The following is a 15,968-nucleotide window of genomic DNA, read 5'->3' as shown; positions in this document are numbered from 1 at the left end:
ACCTGCACATCCGCACCCAGCTCCGCCAGATACTGAACGACGTTGTAGGTGAAAGAGTCGTAGTTGTCGATCATCAGCAGCATAGCGATTCTAACCGTCCGTTTGATCAGTGGATTGTATCGCCATGCCGGCGCTGTTGCTTTTGATATGTCTCACAATAACCGTAGCCTGGAGCGAAGGGTAAACAGGACAAGGATTATTGCAGCCTGCCGGCCCCGGTACAATAACGGGTTGCCGGGGTGAAGCGTAACCAGACACTACAAATCCCTCATTCCAGCAAGGCCACCGACTTGATGAGGGCGTACAGCCGGGTTCCTGCCTCAAGGTTGAGCTGGCGCACCGCCCGCGCGGTGACTTCGGCCAGCACCAGCTGGCCATCCTCGGTACGGCAGGCCACCACGCAGCGGTTATCCCTGGGCAGGTTGATGCGCTCTATGGTCACCGGCAGGTGGTTCTGGATACTGATGTGTTCGGGATTGACCAATGACAAGCTGACATCCCGAGCCAGAATGCGCAGCCGAATGTGGGTGTTGACCGGGATCTGAATCGGGGCCGGAACCCAGAGTCGTGCTTCTGGCGGACCAAAAGGCCGGACGCCATCTTCGCCGACGTCGCCCAGCCAACCCTCCAGTACTGACACCGCACCGCTGTCTTCGAAGAGCGGAGAGTCTGGCCGGGCCAGCGACTCGTGCAGGGTTTCGATGCGTTGAATCCGACCGTTCTGCATGAACACAATCCGGTCCGCCAGGCGCTCGATTTCATCCGGGGAGTGGCTGACCATGATGATCGGAACGCCCGACTCCGCCGCCATGCGCCCCAGAAACGGCATGATCTCGCGCTTGGTCTGGGTGTCCAGGGCCGCCATGGGCTCGTCGAGCAGCAGCAGTTGAGGGCTGATCAGCAGTGCCCGGCCCAGTGACACCCGTTGGCGCTGACCGCCGGAGAGCTGATCGATGCGCCGGCTGAGTAGATCGTTAAGGCCGAGCATGGCGGTCACTTCCGGCGGGTGCAGGCGGCGCAGGTCTGCCGGCGTCCGTTTATAGCCGTACAGCAGGTTGTCCTGTACCGACAGGTGCGGCAACAGGCTGTGCTCCTGGAACACCAGGCCGATACGCCGTTTGTGCAGCGGCATAAAGTGTCGACCCTGCTGCCAGCACTGATCACCAAAGCGCACGCTGGCTCCTTTGACCCGCTCGAGGCCAGCAATCAGTCGCAGCAAGGTGGTTTTGCCGCAGCCGGAGCGCCCAAACAGCCCAGTTACTCCCTCAAGCGGTAATTCATGGTCAACCTTGAGTTCAAAGTCTTCGCCGAAGTGCAGCTGAGCCTGAATGTGAATCATCACAGGGTGGCAACCCGAAAACGGCGGGTCATGCTGTACACGATAAACAGGGTGACAAAGGCAAAGATCAGCAACATCAGTGACAAACTGTGGGCGGCCGCGTAGTTCATGCTTTCAGCGTGATCGTAGATCAGCACCGACAGCACCTTGGTTTCGCCGGGGATGCTGCCACCGAGCATCAGAATCACGCCGAATTCACCCAGCGTGTGGGCAAAGGTCAGGGTGGCGGCGACCACGAAACCGCCGCGGGTTAGCGGAAAAATGACGGTGCGAAAACGGTCCAGAGCTCCCGCGCCGAGGCTGCTGGCCACCTCGACCGGTCGCCGGCCAAGGTTCTTGAAGGCTTCGGTCAGGGGCTGCACCGCAAAGGGCATGGAGTAGATAACGGAGGCGATCAGGATGCCTTCAAAGGAGAAGGCGAGATGATGCAAGCCCAGGTCTTCGAGAGTTCTGCCGACGACCCCTCTCGGTCCCAGCGCCATCAGCAGGTAAAAGCCGAGCACGGTAGGCGGCAGCACCAGCGGCAGAGCGACCACCGCCTGCACCACTACCCGGGCGTAGGAGCGGCCTTTGGCCAGCCACCAGGCCAGGGGTGTGGCCAGCACCAGCAGGATGATGGTGGTGTACAGGCACAATCGGAAAGTGACCTCAATGGCCTGCCATTCGGCGGGTCCGAGTGTGAACATGGGCTTCCCTTAATTGCCAGAAACGTTGCGGTGGCGTTGCCTACTCCGGCATGACAAAGCCGTAGCGGGTCATGATGTCGTGGGCCTGCCCGGTGGCCATGAATGCGGCAAACGCCATGGCCTCGGGCTTGTCGCCCCCGCGTTTGGTGACCACATAGCCCTGGGTCAGCGGGTTATGCAGGGCGTTGTCGATCAGGTGGTGCCCGTGCGTTGCCAGATCGGGAAACCGTGCCAGTGACAGCGCAATGATGCCCACCTGGGCGGCACCCGATTCGACCATCTGGGCGGTGTGGGCAATGTTCTCACCAAACACCAGTTTGCGTTGCACCGCATCCCATACCCCGGCGGATTGCATGGCCTCTTTGGCGCGCAGACCGTAAGGTGCGTGCGCCGGCTGGGCGATGGCGATGCGGCTAATGGCGTCTGACGCCAGATCTTCCAGGGTAAGGTCGGCGGCGTTCACCGTGTTGCTCCAGATCACGATGCGGCCAAGGGCGTAGACTGACGGCTCGGTACTGGTCAGGCCTTCGGCCTTAAGCCTTTCCGGAAAGGAAATGTCGGCGGAAAAGAAGAGGTCGTAGGGCGCGCCGTTGATGATCTGGGTGGTCATCTTGCCGGAGGAGCCGTAGATCACCTCGATAGCCGCGTCGGGGTTGGCTACGCGGTACAGATCCACAATGTCATCGAGCGCATAGCGCAGGTCAGACGCTGCCGCGATTCGCAGGGGACCGCTGGCGTGCAGGTGTGTGGTGAACAGCACCAGCACCAGCAGGGCGATCAGCTGGCCGGATCTGGCAAATACTGACATGTTCGGTCTCCGAGTGAGGATGAGCGACCGGTTAGCCGCTTCAGTGATCGTAGTCGTTATAGGTCATGGCCACAGCTTTGAAGATGGCCCGGCCCTTGTTCATGGTTTCTTTCCATTCCAGGCGCGGTACTGAATCGGCCACGACGCCGGCGCCGGCCTGAATGTGCAGGGTGTTGTCCTTGATCACCGCGGTGCGGATGGCAATGGCGGTGTCCATGTTGCCGTTGAACGACAGGTAGCCGACCGCCCCGCCGTACACGCCGCGCTTGACCGGCTCCAGCTCGTCGATGATTTCCATGGCCCGGATTTTCGGGGCACCACTCAGGGTGCCGGCGGGCAGGGTGGCGCGCAGCACGTCCAGGCAACTGGTGCCTGCCTTCAGACGGCCAGTGACATTGGAGACGATGTGCATCACGTGGGAGTAACGCTCGACAATCATCTTGTCGGTCAGCTTTACCGTGCCGGTTTCCGAGACCCGGCCGGCGTCGTTGCGGCCCAGGTCGATCAGCATCAGGTGCTCGGCGATCTCTTTCGGATCGGCCAGCAGTTCTCGTTCCAGAGCGTTATCCTCGGCCTCGGTGGCGCCGCGCTTGCGGGTGCCGGCGATGGGCCGCACGGTCACTTCCTCATCTTCCACCCGGGCCAGGATTTCCGGCGACGAGCCGACAATGTGAAAATCGTCCAGATCCAGAAAGTACATGTAGGGTGACGGGTTGAGTACCCGCAGCGAGCGGTACAGATTCAGCGGTGGCGCTTCAAAGGGAATCGACATGCGCTGGGAAATGACGGTCTGCATGACGTCGCCGTCCAGAACGTAGCCCTTGATCTTGTCGACGGCAGCTTCGAATTTGTCCTGGCTGAAGCCGGAGATAAAGTCACTTTCGTCCACCACCTTGCCGCGCAGGTGTTCCGGGGTGCGCGGGGCGTTGGTGGTTTGCCGGTGCAGCTGGCTTTCCAGCTCGTCGATGCGGGCCTGGGCACTCTGGTAGGCACCGTCCACGGCCGGGTCGACGTGCACAATCAGATGCAGCTTGCCGCGCAGGTTGTCGAACACCACGATCTCATCCGACACCATCAACAGGATGTCCGGGGTGCCGATCTGGTCGGGCGGGCAGCTCTGGCGCAGGCGCTTTTCAATGTAGCGCACAGTGTCGTAGCCGAAGTAGCCGACCAAACCGCCATTGAAACGGGGCAGTTCAGGCAGGTCCGGAGCGTTGAAGCGCTGCTGGTACTGATCCACAAAATCCAGTGGGTCGTCCACGTCGGCCTGCTCGACGATGTCACCGTTGTGGCTAACTTCTATGCGGTGATCAAACACCTTCAGGATTTCCCGACTGGGCAAGCCGATGATGGAATACCGGCCCCATTTCTCGCCACCCTGAACCGACTCGAACAGATAGGAATACGGGCCGCTGGCCAGTTTCAGGTACGTGCTCAGGGGCGTGTCCAGGTCCGCGAGCACTTCGCGGTATACGGGAATACGGTTGTAGCCGGCCTGGGCGAGCCCGGAGAATTGCTCGGGTGTCATGTCTCGGTTTCCTGAAGTCGGATCTGCATGTTTACAAGAGCTCAGTCAGCGAATCAACCACCGCATCCGCGCCGAGGCTGTCAACGGAACTGCCGAAGTTGTAGCCATAGCGTACCGCGACGCAGGGTATGCCGGCGGTTTGGGCGGCGCTGATGTCGGCCCCGGAGTCCCCTACCATCACGGTGGTGCCTCGGGTTCCGCCCAGTTGTTCCATGGCGTGCAGCAGCGGTGCCGGGTCCGGCTTCTTGACTGTCAGCGTGTCGCCACCCACGATCACCTCAAAGAAGTGTGCAAGCCCGGTCTGTTGCAGTAACGGCGCCACGAACGGGTCCGGCTTGTTGGTGACCACCGCCATCCGGCAGCCCAGAGCTTTCAGGTGCGCCAGGCAGTCGGTTACCCCGTCAAACACGGTGGCTTGCTGGCCATTCAGCTGCCGATAGGCGTGATAGAACATGGCCATGGCATCGTGGTAGAGGGCATCGTCTTTGGCGGCGGGCGGCTCCCAGTCGATCTGGCGGGCCAGCGCCCGGCGTACCAGAACGCCGGAGCCGTTACCGACCCAGTGGCGGACGTTCGCCAGCCCGGCCGGGCTCCGGCCCAGGTGGGCCAGCATCTGATCCACCGCCGCCGCCAGATCGGGCGCGCTGTCGACCAGTGTACCGTCCAGGTCAAACAGGGCGCAGCCCGGCCAGCGGGCGTTGAACAGGCCCTTCAGGCTCATCCGCCGATAACCTTGCGGGCCTGCTCCAGTTCGTCGCGCATGGCGTCGATGGTGGTTTTGTAGTCCGGAGTATTGAAAATGGCAGAGCCAGCGACAAAAGTGTCGGCACCGGCCTCGGCGATGTCCCGGATATTATCGACCTTCACGCCACCGTCGATTTCCAGGCGGATGTTGTAGTTGCTGCTATCAATGCGCTTGCGGGCTTCGCGCAGCTTGTCCAGGGTGCCGGGAATGAACTTCTGACCACCGAAGCCGGGGTTGACGGACATCAGCAGCACCATGTCGAGCTTGTCCATGACATGATCCAGGTGGCTGAGCGAGGTGGCGGGGTTGAACACCAGCCCGGCCTTGCAGCCACCGTCGCGGATCAGTTGCAGGGAGCGGTCGACGTGATTGGAGGCCTCAGGGTGAAAGGTGATGTAGCTGGCGCCGGCGTCAATGAACATGCGGATCAGGTCGTCCACCGGCGACACCATCAGGTGCACATCAATCGGTGCGGTGACGCCATGCTTGCGCAGGGCCTCGCACACCATGGGTCCGATGGTCAGGTTAGGCACATAGTGATTGTCCATCACATCGAAGTGCACCACGTCGGCACCGGCGGCCAGTACGTTGTCGACTTCCTCGCCGAGACGGGCGAAATCGGCAGAGAGGATGGATGGGGCAATCAGAAAAGGGTTCATCAGGGGCTCTCTCGATCAGGTGAATTATCGGCTGCACAGGAACCCTGCTAGTCTAACAGTTTGCCATGCATTTTCGCAGCGTGAGGTACACGGAATTGATACGCAGTCGGGCTAGGGTTTGGGTTTGCTGGTGGCTGTTGGCCGGGTTGTCGGTGCCTGCGCTGGCTCAGGACGATGATCAGCCAGATCCTGAAAAGGCCAGTGAACGGATGGCTGAACGCCGGGCGATATCGGTGTCTGGCCTTGGCGAATGGACATTGGCTCAGGCGTTCCCGGAGCGCGCGGTGTGGCTGGAGCCAGACGACGATCGGCGGGCCTTGGCGCTGTTTCAGCCCGAGCTTACAACGCCGGGGCGAGGTGCCGTGATTGTGCTTGCAAACGAGGGCCAGACTGCCGGTGAGGGGCTGTCTGGCCGGTTGTTGCAAGGTTTGGCTGAGCGAGGCTTTGCTGTTATGACGTTGGGGCTCAACGCGCCGCCGGACAGCCTGGTTCGCCGGCGGTTGCTGAGAGGGGTGCCCAAGCCGAACAGACCTGGAGATGCCGCTGAAGAGGTTGACCAGGGGGCCGTGATGATTGACCTGGCGGTAGACGATGCGCTGGCGGAGTTGCTTGCGGAGTATCGTAATTCGGTCTGGCAGTTACTCGATGCTGCCGCCGAGGATCTGGAGCGGCGAGGCTATGAACGGCCAGCCGTTGCCGGTATAGGCTGGTCGGCAGATCATGTGACGGGATGGGCTGCAGGGCGGAGTTCGTTGGCTGGAATGATCTGGCTGGCACCCCGGTTTTCGGCCGAACGGCTGGCCACGCTGCCAGAGCTGCTGGCAGAGGACCGTTCCTGGCAGGTGTTGGATCTGCACAGTGGTGAGGGTCTGGCTCGCCGTCAGGGCGCGGAGCGTTCGGCCGCCATGGGACGACAGCAAGTGTCTGGTTACCAGCGGCAGTCGATTGTGCTGGCCAGCCCGCCGCAGCCCTCTGATGCCGATCGCCTGGCCAGTCGCATCAGTGCCTGGCTGGGCCGTTAGTTGTGAAGGGGCAGTATTGCGTTCGAGGGCTGTTTACAGGGGCCGGTGCCGCTGCTTGATCAATTCCCAGGCCTGCTGGTAAACCAGCAGTTGATCTTTGGCCTTGGCTATTTCGGAGGGCGTCAGTTTTTGCTGGGCAAGTTTGTCTGGATGGCAGGCAGAAACTTTTTTGCGATAAGTCCGTTTGACGGTGTCCAGGTCATCTCGCCGGGTGACGCCGAGAATCTGGCAAGCCTGCTCGTAACTGGTGGGTTTGTTGACGGTTCGGGTGCTGCGAATCCAGACCTTGCTGGCGTAGCTCTCGAAAATGTCGTCACTGACCGTTATGGGTAACCCTATCTGATCGACGGCATCTTCACAGCGGTAGCGTCGTGCTTTGCCGGGTTGCCCGATCACCTGCGCTCCGTGGCACAGGCAGATGGCGGTCTTGAGGGCCGGTCCTGGCCAGACACGGGCCATCAGCCGGAGTTTGAGGCCATGATAGAGGGGCAGGTGATCGCTTTCTTTGCCTCGTCGGAATTGCTCGATGGCTTTTTTACGTTGCCGGGTCGACAGCTCAAGGGCTTTCATTAGCGTCTCGGCGTAACGGATATCCGCTTCCGTCACCCGGCCATCGGCCTTGGCGATATAACCAAGGAAAAAGAACAGTGGCTTTCGGCACCCGCGCGGCAGCCTGGCTCGTTCGATGAGCGTGCTGGCTTGATGGCCGCAGCTGGACAGCTCTCTGAGCAGGTCGGCAAAAGCAGATTCAATTCTTGCGGGTAACGGTGGTGAAGCGGGTTTTGTCATGATGGCTGCTTGCTCCCGGTGAGCAAGCGATCAAGTGTGATCAGTCGGGCTGGCGTACCCACATCAACCCATTGGCCGCGATGGTGCAGGCCCCGCACTTTGCCGCTTTTCATGGCGTTACGAAGCACCGGGCCCAGTTTGCCGGCGCTGTCGTCCAGCCCGTCGAACAGTCTCCGGTGCAGCAAGCTGATGCCGGTGAAGGTGAGTTTGTCTGCTCCTGAAGCACTAAGCAGGCCATCTGCGCTGAGATGGAAATCGCCGTCAGGGTGGTGGGCCGGGTTGTTCGCCAGTACCAGAACCGCGTCGCAATCGAGGCTGGTGGGCGGTTGTAAATGGTTCAACGGGAAGTCGGTCCAGATGTCGCCGTTGATGACTGCAAACCAATCGCTATCGCCTTCGGTCAGCAATGGCAGCGCCCGGACGATGCCGCCGGCGGTCTCGAGGGGGGTGCCCTCTGACGAATACCGGATGCTCAGGCCAAATCGGCTGCCATCACCCAGGTGTTGCTCGATCTGTTGCCCAAGCCAGGCGTGATTGATCACCACCTCTCGCAAGCCCGCGCGCTGGAGGTTTTCCAGGTGATACGTGATCAGGGCTTTGCCACCGGCGATCAGCAGCGGTTTGGGGGTGCTTAACGTTAGTGGTCGCATCCGCTCGCCTTTGCCAGCGGCCAGAATCATGGCTTTCACGGCTGGGCGGCCTCCGGGGCGGGAACCACTCCGATGCGCTGCTCAATGGCCGGGATGACGACATCGCAGAGCCACTCGTGGAAGTGGCGCAGGGCTGGCTGTCTGGCGCTGGCATCGCGCAGATAACCGACGGTTCTGGGGATATCGGCCAGAAAACCGGTTTTGCCGTCGCGTATGGCTAACCGTGCAAAAATGCCCGCGGCCTTGAGGTGCCTTTGCATGCCCATCAGTTCAAACCATTGTCTGAAGGTGTCCGGGTCTGCGCGGTGCAGTCCGGCATTACGGCTGGCAGTCCGGAAGTGTTCCAGCCATTCTTGCACTTTGGCGTCTGGCCAGCGCAGGTAGCAGTCTTTCAGCAGAGAGACGGCATCATAGGTAACCGGGCCACGCACCGCGTCTTGAAAGTCAATCACGCCGGGTTTGTCGCTATCCGGCAGTACCAGCAGGTTGCGGGAGTGGTAATCCCGGTGCACCGTCACTTCCGGCTGCGCCAGGGCGCTCTCTTTCAGCACGGAAAAGGCGGTTTCCAGCAGCGCCCGTTCTACATTGCCCAAGGGTAGCTCCAGATGCTTCTCCAGGAGCCAGTCAGGGAACAGCGCCATTTCGCGATCCAGCAGAGCCTCATCGTAGGGCGGCAATGGTTGGTTGGGGTGGTCGGGGGTTTGCGCAATGAGAACCAGTTCATCGAGCGCTTGCCGGTAGAGTGTGTCGGCGTTGTCATCGGTCAGTGCGGCCAGCATCAGTTGATCGCCAAAATCCTCCAGCGCCAGAAATCCTTGCTCCAGATTCTCGGCGACAATCGCCGGCACGTTGATGCCACGCTGGCGCCAGTGCCGGGCAATGGTGACAAAGGGTCTGCAGTCTTCGTGCTCGGGCGGTGCGTCCATAAGAATGCACGGCGTGCGAGGTTGGCCCGATCTCTCTTGCCATGCTCGAAAGTATCGGCGAAAGCTGGCGTCACCGGAAACCGGCTCTGGACTGGCGGTTTCAAAGCCGGGAATATGCCTGACCCACTCGGTCAGCCGTTGCAGGCGTTTGTCCATAATTGTGCGGTGCGTCCTGAATGATTGACAGATATCGAACGTTAGCAGAGGAGTATAAAGAGCGTAAAACGGATTTGCAGCGGTGTTTCCGTTAACAAGGCCGCGGGGCGCGTGTAAACTAGGCCACTGTTTTTACCAAGCCGCCATTCGCCCGGAACAGGAACCTTGCCATCGTGCCCAGCCGTTACTGTCACCTGTTGTGGTTCAAGCCCCGCTGTGCCGGGCTTATGCTGGCGATGGCTTTGGTTCCGGTAGCAGGCATGGCTCAGGATCGCTCTCAACGGAGCGCAGCGGAAATCGACTGGCGTCCGAAGAGTGAACTGCCTGCCGAGATGCAGGCAAGGCTGCCGGCCTTCTGTTCGGGTGGCTATTTGCCGTCCGGCCTGGCCGGCGGGCAGGTGCCGTTGTTTGCAGGGGATGGAGCCGGATCCGCCCCCCTGGAAGCCAGTGCTCTGAACGCCCGGTATGAACTGGATGCGGAGCTGTACCTTCAGGGTGATGTACGGTTGCGCCAAGGCAGCTTTCAGGCCACTGGCTCGGAGGCGCGTTACAACACTCAGTCCGGTGAGCTCAATCTGTTGGGGCCTCTGGTTAGTCGCGGCGAAGGATTTTTGCTGACCGGTGAAAGCGCCCGTTACTCTGTCGACTCCGGTCAGCTGGATATCAATACGGCAACGTTTTTGTTACACGATTCCGAAATGCGCGGCAGAGCATCGTCGCTGTCCCGGATTGGTGAACATCAAGTGGTGATCACCGATGGCCTGCTGACCACCTGTGGCCCGGGCCAGAATGACTGGGCCATTGTGGCCTCAGACATCGAGCTGGATCAGGCCGAAGGTTTCGGCAAGGCCCGGCACGTGCGCCTTGAGGTGCTGGACGCAACGGTATTCTATTGGCCCTATATTACGTTCCCCATTGATGATCGCCGTAAGACCGGTTTTTTGTATCCCCAGTTTGGTTCCTCCAGTGCCGGCAGCGGCGGCTTTGTGGCGCTGCCGTATTACCTGAACCTGGCGCCTCATTACGATGCCACGCTAACGCCGCAGTACATTCATGGTCGCGGCCTGTTTACGGAAGCCGAGGGGCGCTATCTGAGCCGGCTTGGTGAATCGGTGCTGCAGGTTGGCTACATCAATAACGATTCTGCTTACAAGGGGGATACGCCCGGAGCGGACGGAGAACGCTGGGCACTGGATTTTACCACCCGAGCCCGGTTTGGCGGTGGCTGGACAGGCTATGGTGATTATTCGGTGGTGTCGGACGAGGATTACCTGAGTGATCTGAACCGCTCGCTGGCGATCAATCAGGCCACGCATCTTCAACGCCGCGGCGGCGTGCGTTACTCAGGGCAGAACCAGTATTTTGATGCCTACCTGAGTGGCTATCAGACCATTGCCGAACGCATTGCCGATGTCGATAAACCCTATGCCCAGTTGCCGGAGGTGCTCTACGCAGGAACTGCCGGACTGGGTGCTTTTGAAACCAGTCTGGAGAGCCAGTACACCTGGTTCTACCGTGACAATAATGCCCTGACCGGCCTTGATCGAGCCAATGGTCAAAGAATAAGGGCGATTCCGGAGCTGGCTTTACCCATGCGCACGTTATGGGGCTTCAGTCGGCCGGCGGTGAGCCTGGATTACACCCGTTACGACCTGGAAGATTACACGCTCGGAAGCGGCAGTTTTGATCGCACAGTGCCGGTGTTCGAGTGGGATAACGGTCTGTATTTTGATCGGCGATCAAACCTGTTCGACGTGCCTTATAATCAGACGCTGGAGCCCCGGTTGTATTATGCCTGGGCCGACGCCGATGCCGATCAGAACGACATTCCGGACTTTGACACTGGTCTGAAAAGCTTCCGCTTTGACCAGCTGTTCCAGCGTGACCGGTTCACGGGTGGTGATCGGGTAGGGGATGCCAATCAGCTGACAGTCGCACTGACCAGTCGTTTCAACGATCTGCTGACCGGCGCTGAACGGGCCCGGGTCAGTGTCGGTCAGGTGCGCTATTTTGATGACCGGGAAGTAAATCTGTTCGGACAAGGCGCTTCTGATCGCAGCAATTCGCCGCTGGCGGGTGAGCTGGTGCTGAAACCCGTTGATAACCTGGAAATCCGAAGCTCAGGGCTCTGGGATCACGACACTCAAAAAACCGAGGAAGGCCGCAGCCAGCTGATTTTCCATTCCCGGGATTATCGCTACCTGGCCACCCTGGGCCATACCTACAGTCGCCCGGACGATCTTGAGCAGACAGACGTTGGCACGGTGTTCCCGGTGACTGATCGGGTCAGCGCTATTGGTCGATGGGTTTATGATTCTGGTCTGAAGAGGACAGTCGGTACCCTGGCTGGCATTGAATACAATAATTGCTGCTGGAGCGTGCAGGTGGTGCATCAAGGCTACCTGACCGATGATGAACAACTGGATAACCGCATATTGTTCCAGATTGAGCTGAAAGGGCTGGGCGGCAGTGGCGGTGCTTCCGATAACATTGCCGACGCCATCTACGGCTATGACGAACGTGAGCGCCGTCGGTTTGGAACTCAGCGCCGTTAAAACGAACCAAAGCCCGGCGGACCTGTTCCCGGACCGACGGCACAGAATGCAACAAACCAAGAGGTGATTATGAAGGCGACTGTACGCCACGGACTGACCCTGCTACTGACGCTGGCCATGATGGCGCTGTCGGTAACGGCCCATGCTGAAAGAAAAGTGCTGGATCGTGTGGTGGCCATTGTCGATGATGATGTGATTCTTCAGACCGAGCTGGAGGCCCGGGTTAATACCATCGTTGGCCGACTCAGTGCTCAGGGCACCGGATTGCCGCCCAGACAATTACTCGAGGAGCGAGTGTTGGATCAGTTGATCTCCGAATCCATCCAGATGCAGATGGCGGGCCAGATGGGTATGCGCATCAGTGATAACGAACTGAACGAAACTCTGAGCAACATTGCCCGCAGCAACAACCTGACCCTGGCTCAGTTCGAAGAGCAGCTGGCCGAAGAAGGTGTCACTTTTCAGCAGGCCCGTGAGCAAATCCGTAATGAGATGCTGTCTGGCCGGATTCAGCAGCGCCGGGTGGGTAATCGGGTCAGGATCACTGACCGTGAGGTGGAGAATTATCTGCAAGCCCAGGCCGGGCGAGGTCCGGATGCCGCCGAGTACCGTCTGGCTTACATCTATCTTCAGGTAGATGATCCCGGCAATGAGGCTTTGGTTGATAACGTCCGTGCGAAAGCCGAAACCCTGCGTCAGCAGATTCTGGATGGCCGTGATTTCCGGGAAGTGGCGGTTGCCGAGTCTGATGCCGGTAACGCTCTTGAGGGCGGTGATATGGGCTGGCGGACAGACAGTCAGTTGCCATCCCTGGTGGCCCCGGTTGTACCCGATCTGGAGGTTGGCGTCCCCTCTGAGGTGCTTGAGAACAACAGCGGCTTCCACCTGGTGATCGTAATGGACAAACGTGGTGGCGAGCAGCAGATGGTTATTCAGCAGCATCGCGTGCGCCACATACTGGTGCGTCCTTCTGAGGCGGTCACCGAAGCGCAGGCGGAAAGCCGGGTTCGGGACATCTTCCTGCAGCTGCAGGACGGTGCTGATTTTGCCACTCTGGCTCGGGAACTGTCGGATGATCCGGTCTCCGGCTCCGACGGCGGCAACCTTGGTTGGGTCAGCCCCGGTCAAATGGTCCCAGGATTTGAGCAGGCCATGATGGAGGCCGATGTGGGCGAGATCTATGGGCCGGTTCGTTCCCAGTTTGGCTGGCACATCATCGAGGTTGAAGAACGCCGTCAACAGGATGTGACGTCCGAAAATCGTCAATCTCAGGCGCGCCAGGCTATCTACCAGCGGAAGTTCGAAACCGAGCTGCAGAACTGGCTGCGGGAAATCCGTGACGAAGCGTATGTCGAGTTCAAAGGCGACTACGCCGATTTGAACCCGGCCCGTGAGGACAGTGACGCATCATGAGTGATCCGGTAATCCTGGCCCTGACCGCGGGTGAGCCGGCTGGCATCGGGCCGGAACTTTGCCTTCAATTGGCGGATGAATCCCGAAATGCCGGTATCGTGGTGGTGGCGTGCAAGCGCCTGCTCGCTGACCGAGCCGATCAGCTGGGCCTGCAGGTAGAGCTGCATGACTGGCAGCCGGGCCGGGTACCGGAGACCCGCGCGGGCCACCTGTCGGTCTGCCATGTCGAGGGCTGCGCAAGTACCGTTGCCGGCCAGCTGGATGCTGGTAACAGCCAGTATGTACTGGACACCCTGACCCTTGCGGCCGAAGGCTGTCTGAATGGCGATTTTGACGGCATGGTGACCGCACCGGTCCACAAAGGTGTGATCAACGACGCCGGTATCGCCTTCAGTGGCCATACCGAGTTTTTGCAGGAGCTTTGCGGCGTTGAACGGGTGGTGATGATGTTGGCTACCGAAGAGTTAAGGGTGGCTCTGGTAACCACTCACTTACCCCTGAAAGACGTGGCGGAGGCGATTACGCCGGAGCGGCTGATGCAGGTAACGCGCATTCTTGATGCCGACCTGAAAACTTTCTTTGGCATTGAGCAGCCGCGCATTCTGGTGGCTGGGCTGAACCCCCATGCCGGGGAAGGCGGCCATCTGGGCCGGGAAGAAATCGACGTGATCGAGCCGACTTTGAAACAGCTGCGTGACGAGGGTATTGAGCTGACAGGACCACTGCCGGCAGACACCTTGTTTACCCCTCACTGGCTTGAAGGTGCCGACGCCGTGTTAGCCATGTATCACGACCAGGGGTTGCCGGTACTGAAATTTCAGGGTTTTGGTCGCGCCGTTAATATCACTCTGGGCTTGCCCATTGTGCGCACGTCGGTGGATCACGGCACGGCGCTGGATCTGGCCGGCACCGGCAAGGCCGACGCAGGCAGCCTGCACACCGCCATTCGCGTAGGTGAGCGCATGGCCCGCAGCCGTCGGGCGGCCAACGCCGGAGAACCCTCATGAGTAACCAGCATGGCCACAAGGCCCGCAAACGCTTCGGCCAGAATTTCCTGCACGATCCGGGCGTGATCGAAAGGATCGTCCGCTCGATCGGCCCAAAGCCTGACGATTCGATGGTTGAAATTGGTCCCGGCCTGGGTGCCATTACCGAAGAAATTCTGGCGGTGAACCCGCGCTTGCAAGTGGTGGAGCTGGATCGGGATCTGATTCCGGTGTTGCGTACCAAGTTCTTCAATTATCCCGAGTTCCGGATTCATGAGGCCGATGCGCTCAGTTTCGATTTCAGCCAGCTGGTCACGGACCGCGCCCTGCGGATCATTGGCAATTTGCCCTATAACATCTCAACACCGTTGATTTTCCACTTGCTGGCGCAGTCCGGTGTGGTGCAAGACATGCACTTTATGTTGCAGAAGGAAGTGGTGCAGCGGATGTCGGCCACACCGGGTGACAACAACTACGGTCGCCTGGGCATCATGACTCAGTATTTCTGCAAGGTGCAGCCCTTGTTCGAAGTAGGCCCGGGGGCGTTCCGGCCGGCTCCGAAAGTGGATTCCGCCATTGTCCGGCTGGTGCCTCACAAAGAGCTGCCGCACCCAGCGAAAGATCTGAAAACCTTGCAGGCGGTGGTGCGCACTGCCTTCAATGCCCGCCGCAAAACCCTGCGCAAGGCCTTGGCGACGCTGGTGACCGTCGAGCAGTTACAGTCTCTGGGCATCAACGATGGCTTGCGCCCGGAGAACCTGAGTCTGGCCGATTACGTACAGATTGCGGATTTGCTGGTCGATGCTGGGGTAGAGCATCCGGAAGCTGACGAGGTAAGTAATGACTGACTATGCCATCGGCGATATTCAGGGTTGTTATGAACGCTTGCGGGATGTGCTGGAGAAAGTGGATTTCTCACCGTCCCGGGACCGGCTCTGGGTGGCTGGTGATCTGATCAACCGTGGGCCGTCGTCGCTGGCCACTCTGCGCTACATCGAAAGCCTGGGTAGCGCCGCGGTGGTGGTGCTCGGTAACCATGATCTGCACCTGTTGGCGTTAGCGCTGGGTGGCCACAGCCCGAAGAAGAAAGACACCTTGCACGATATTCTGGAGGCGCCAGACCACGACCGATTGATTCAGTGGCTGCGTCAGCAATACCTGTGTGTTCGGGACGAGGCTCGCAACCTGGTCATGGTCCACGCCGGACTGCCCCACATCTGGAGCGTAGATCAGGCGGTAGCCTGCGCCCGGGAAGTGGAGTCGGTGATTCGTGGCGATCATGCACAGGAATACTTCAGCCAAATGTATGGCAATCAGCCAGAACGCTGGTGTGATACTCTCACCGGCATGGACCGGTGGCGGGTGATTACCAATTACTTTACCCGTATGCGCTTTATCGCAGAGGACGGCCGCCTGGAACTGGCGACAAAAGAGTCGGCAAGTAACGCGCCAGTGGGTTACGCACCCTGGTTTACCTATCCCCGAACGGACGACGTAAAAGTCATCTTCGGCCACTGGGCGTCACTGGAGGGCCTTACCGGCAGTGAGCGCTTTATTGGCCTGGACACCGGCTGCGTCTGGGGCGGCGCTCTGACTCTGATGAACCTGGACAGCGGAGAGCGGACTCACTGTGACTGCAGTTAATCCCCCTGTAGCCCTGATTCGCTGGGCATTGGCGGTTGGTGCACTCGCTGGCTTGCTGGCGG

15 protein-coding genes and 1 pseudogene are annotated in these 15,968 nt (G+C 59.9%); 6 read left to right on the top strand and 10 right to left on the bottom strand.

The features are described 5' to 3' along the window. The 7 genes and pseudogenes from IBX51_RS11840 to rpe form a co-directional block, all read right to left on the bottom strand. Window positions 1–83, bottom strand: a pseudogene (locus tag IBX51_RS11840) (anthranilate/aminodeoxychorismate synthase component II); the annotation flags it as partial. 185 nt (window positions 84–268) lie between these two features. After that, complete coding sequence (gene modC, locus IBX51_RS11835) at window positions 269–1,339, bottom strand: molybdenum ABC transporter ATP-binding protein (RefSeq protein WP_291831464.1); 1,071 nt, start codon at window positions 1,337–1,339, stop codon at window positions 269–271. After that, complete coding sequence (modB, locus tag IBX51_RS11830) at window positions 1,339–2,025, bottom strand: molybdate ABC transporter permease subunit (protein WP_291831462.1); 687 nt, start codon at window positions 2,023–2,025, stop codon at window positions 1,339–1,341. Before modB ends, modC begins: the two co-directional genes overlap by 1 nt. 40 nt (window positions 2,026–2,065) lie before the next feature. Next, the gene (modA, locus tag IBX51_RS11825; RefSeq protein ID WP_291831461.1) at window positions 2,066–2,833 is read right to left on the bottom strand and encodes a molybdate ABC transporter substrate-binding protein; all 768 of its coding nucleotides are present in this window, start codon (window positions 2,831–2,833) and stop codon (window positions 2,066–2,068) included. Between the two features lie 40 nt (window positions 2,834–2,873). Next, complete coding sequence (trpE, locus tag IBX51_RS11820; RefSeq protein WP_291831460.1) at window positions 2,874–4,361, bottom strand: anthranilate synthase component I; 1,488 nt, start codon at window positions 4,359–4,361, stop codon at window positions 2,874–2,876. A 31-nt stretch (window positions 4,362–4,392) separates the two neighbouring features. After that, window positions 4,393–5,082, bottom strand: coding sequence for a phosphoglycolate phosphatase (locus tag IBX51_RS11815; RefSeq protein ID WP_291831459.1), 690 nt, complete (start codon window positions 5,080–5,082; stop codon window positions 4,393–4,395). Then, window positions 5,079–5,765: a ribulose-phosphate 3-epimerase gene (rpe, locus tag IBX51_RS11810; protein WP_291831458.1), complete on the bottom strand. Its 687-nt coding sequence runs from the start codon at window positions 5,763–5,765 to the stop codon at window positions 5,079–5,081. The genes IBX51_RS11815 and rpe overlap by 4 nt, the downstream gene beginning before the upstream one ends. 65 nt (window positions 5,766–5,830) lie before the next feature. On the opposite strand from rpe, the gene IBX51_RS11805 reads away from it, so the two are divergent. Next, the gene (locus tag IBX51_RS11805; RefSeq protein ID WP_291831457.1) at window positions 5,831–6,787 is read left to right on the top strand and encodes a DUF3530 family protein; all 957 of its coding nucleotides are present in this window, start codon (window positions 5,831–5,833) and stop codon (window positions 6,785–6,787) included. Between the two features lie 33 nt (window positions 6,788–6,820). On the opposite strand, the gene IBX51_RS11800 is transcribed toward IBX51_RS11805, so the two are convergent. The 3 genes from IBX51_RS11800 to IBX51_RS11790 are packed head-to-tail and all read right to left on the bottom strand — an operon-like array spanning window position 6,821 to window position 9,308. After that, a complete protein-coding gene (locus tag IBX51_RS11800) occupies window positions 6,821–7,576 on the bottom strand; it encodes a molecular chaperone DjlA (protein WP_291831456.1) in 756 nt (251 codons plus the stop codon). Next, on the bottom strand, window positions 7,573–8,265 hold the full coding sequence (gene murU, locus IBX51_RS11795; protein ID WP_291831454.1) for an N-acetylmuramate alpha-1-phosphate uridylyltransferase MurU: 693 nt from the start codon (window positions 8,263–8,265) through the stop codon (window positions 7,573–7,575). The genes IBX51_RS11800 and murU overlap by 4 nt, the downstream gene beginning before the upstream one ends. Next, the gene (locus IBX51_RS11790) at window positions 8,262–9,308 is read right to left on the bottom strand and encodes a phosphotransferase (RefSeq protein ID WP_291831453.1); all 1,047 of its coding nucleotides are present in this window, start codon (window positions 9,306–9,308) and stop codon (window positions 8,262–8,264) included. The genes murU and IBX51_RS11790 overlap by 4 nt, the downstream gene beginning before the upstream one ends. Before the next feature lie 227 nt (window positions 9,309–9,535). Between IBX51_RS11790 and IBX51_RS11785 the strand changes: the two genes are divergently transcribed. From IBX51_RS11785 to IBX51_RS11765, 5 genes are all read left to right on the top strand, one after another. Beyond that, a complete protein-coding gene (locus IBX51_RS11785; protein ID WP_291831463.1) occupies window positions 9,536–11,863 on the top strand; it encodes an LPS-assembly protein LptD in 2,328 nt (775 codons plus the stop codon). A 69-nt stretch (window positions 11,864–11,932) separates the two neighbouring features. Then, window positions 11,933–13,276 carry a peptidylprolyl isomerase gene (locus IBX51_RS11780; RefSeq protein ID WP_291831452.1) on the top strand — a complete coding sequence of 448 codons (1,344 nt, stop codon included), beginning with the start codon at window positions 11,933–11,935 and terminating at the stop codon, window positions 13,274–13,276. Continuing rightward, a complete protein-coding gene (gene pdxA / locus IBX51_RS11775) occupies window positions 13,273–14,283 on the top strand; it encodes a 4-hydroxythreonine-4-phosphate dehydrogenase PdxA (RefSeq protein ID WP_291831450.1) in 1,011 nt (336 codons plus the stop codon). The genes IBX51_RS11780 and pdxA overlap by 4 nt, the downstream gene beginning before the upstream one ends. Next, entirely contained in the window at window positions 14,280–15,110 is an 831-nt protein-coding gene (rsmA, locus tag IBX51_RS11770) for a 16S rRNA (adenine(1518)-N(6)/adenine(1519)-N(6))-dimethyltransferase RsmA (protein WP_291831449.1), read from the top strand. Before pdxA ends, rsmA begins: the two co-directional genes overlap by 4 nt. Then, window positions 15,103–15,906, top strand: a complete 804-nt coding sequence (locus tag IBX51_RS11765; RefSeq protein WP_291831448.1) for a symmetrical bis(5'-nucleosyl)-tetraphosphatase — start codon at window positions 15,103–15,105, stop codon at window positions 15,904–15,906. The genes rsmA and IBX51_RS11765 overlap by 8 nt, the downstream gene beginning before the upstream one ends. Window positions 15,907–15,968 lie beyond the last annotated feature (62 nt).

Origin of the sequence: Marinobacter sp. (genome assembly GCF_014859525.1) — a bacterium.
In the GTDB taxonomy this organism is placed as follows: Bacteria; Pseudomonadota; Gammaproteobacteria; order Pseudomonadales; family Oleiphilaceae; genus Marinobacter.
Note: the sequence above shows the minus strand (reverse complement) of the source record. Positions and strands in the feature narration are given on the sequence as shown.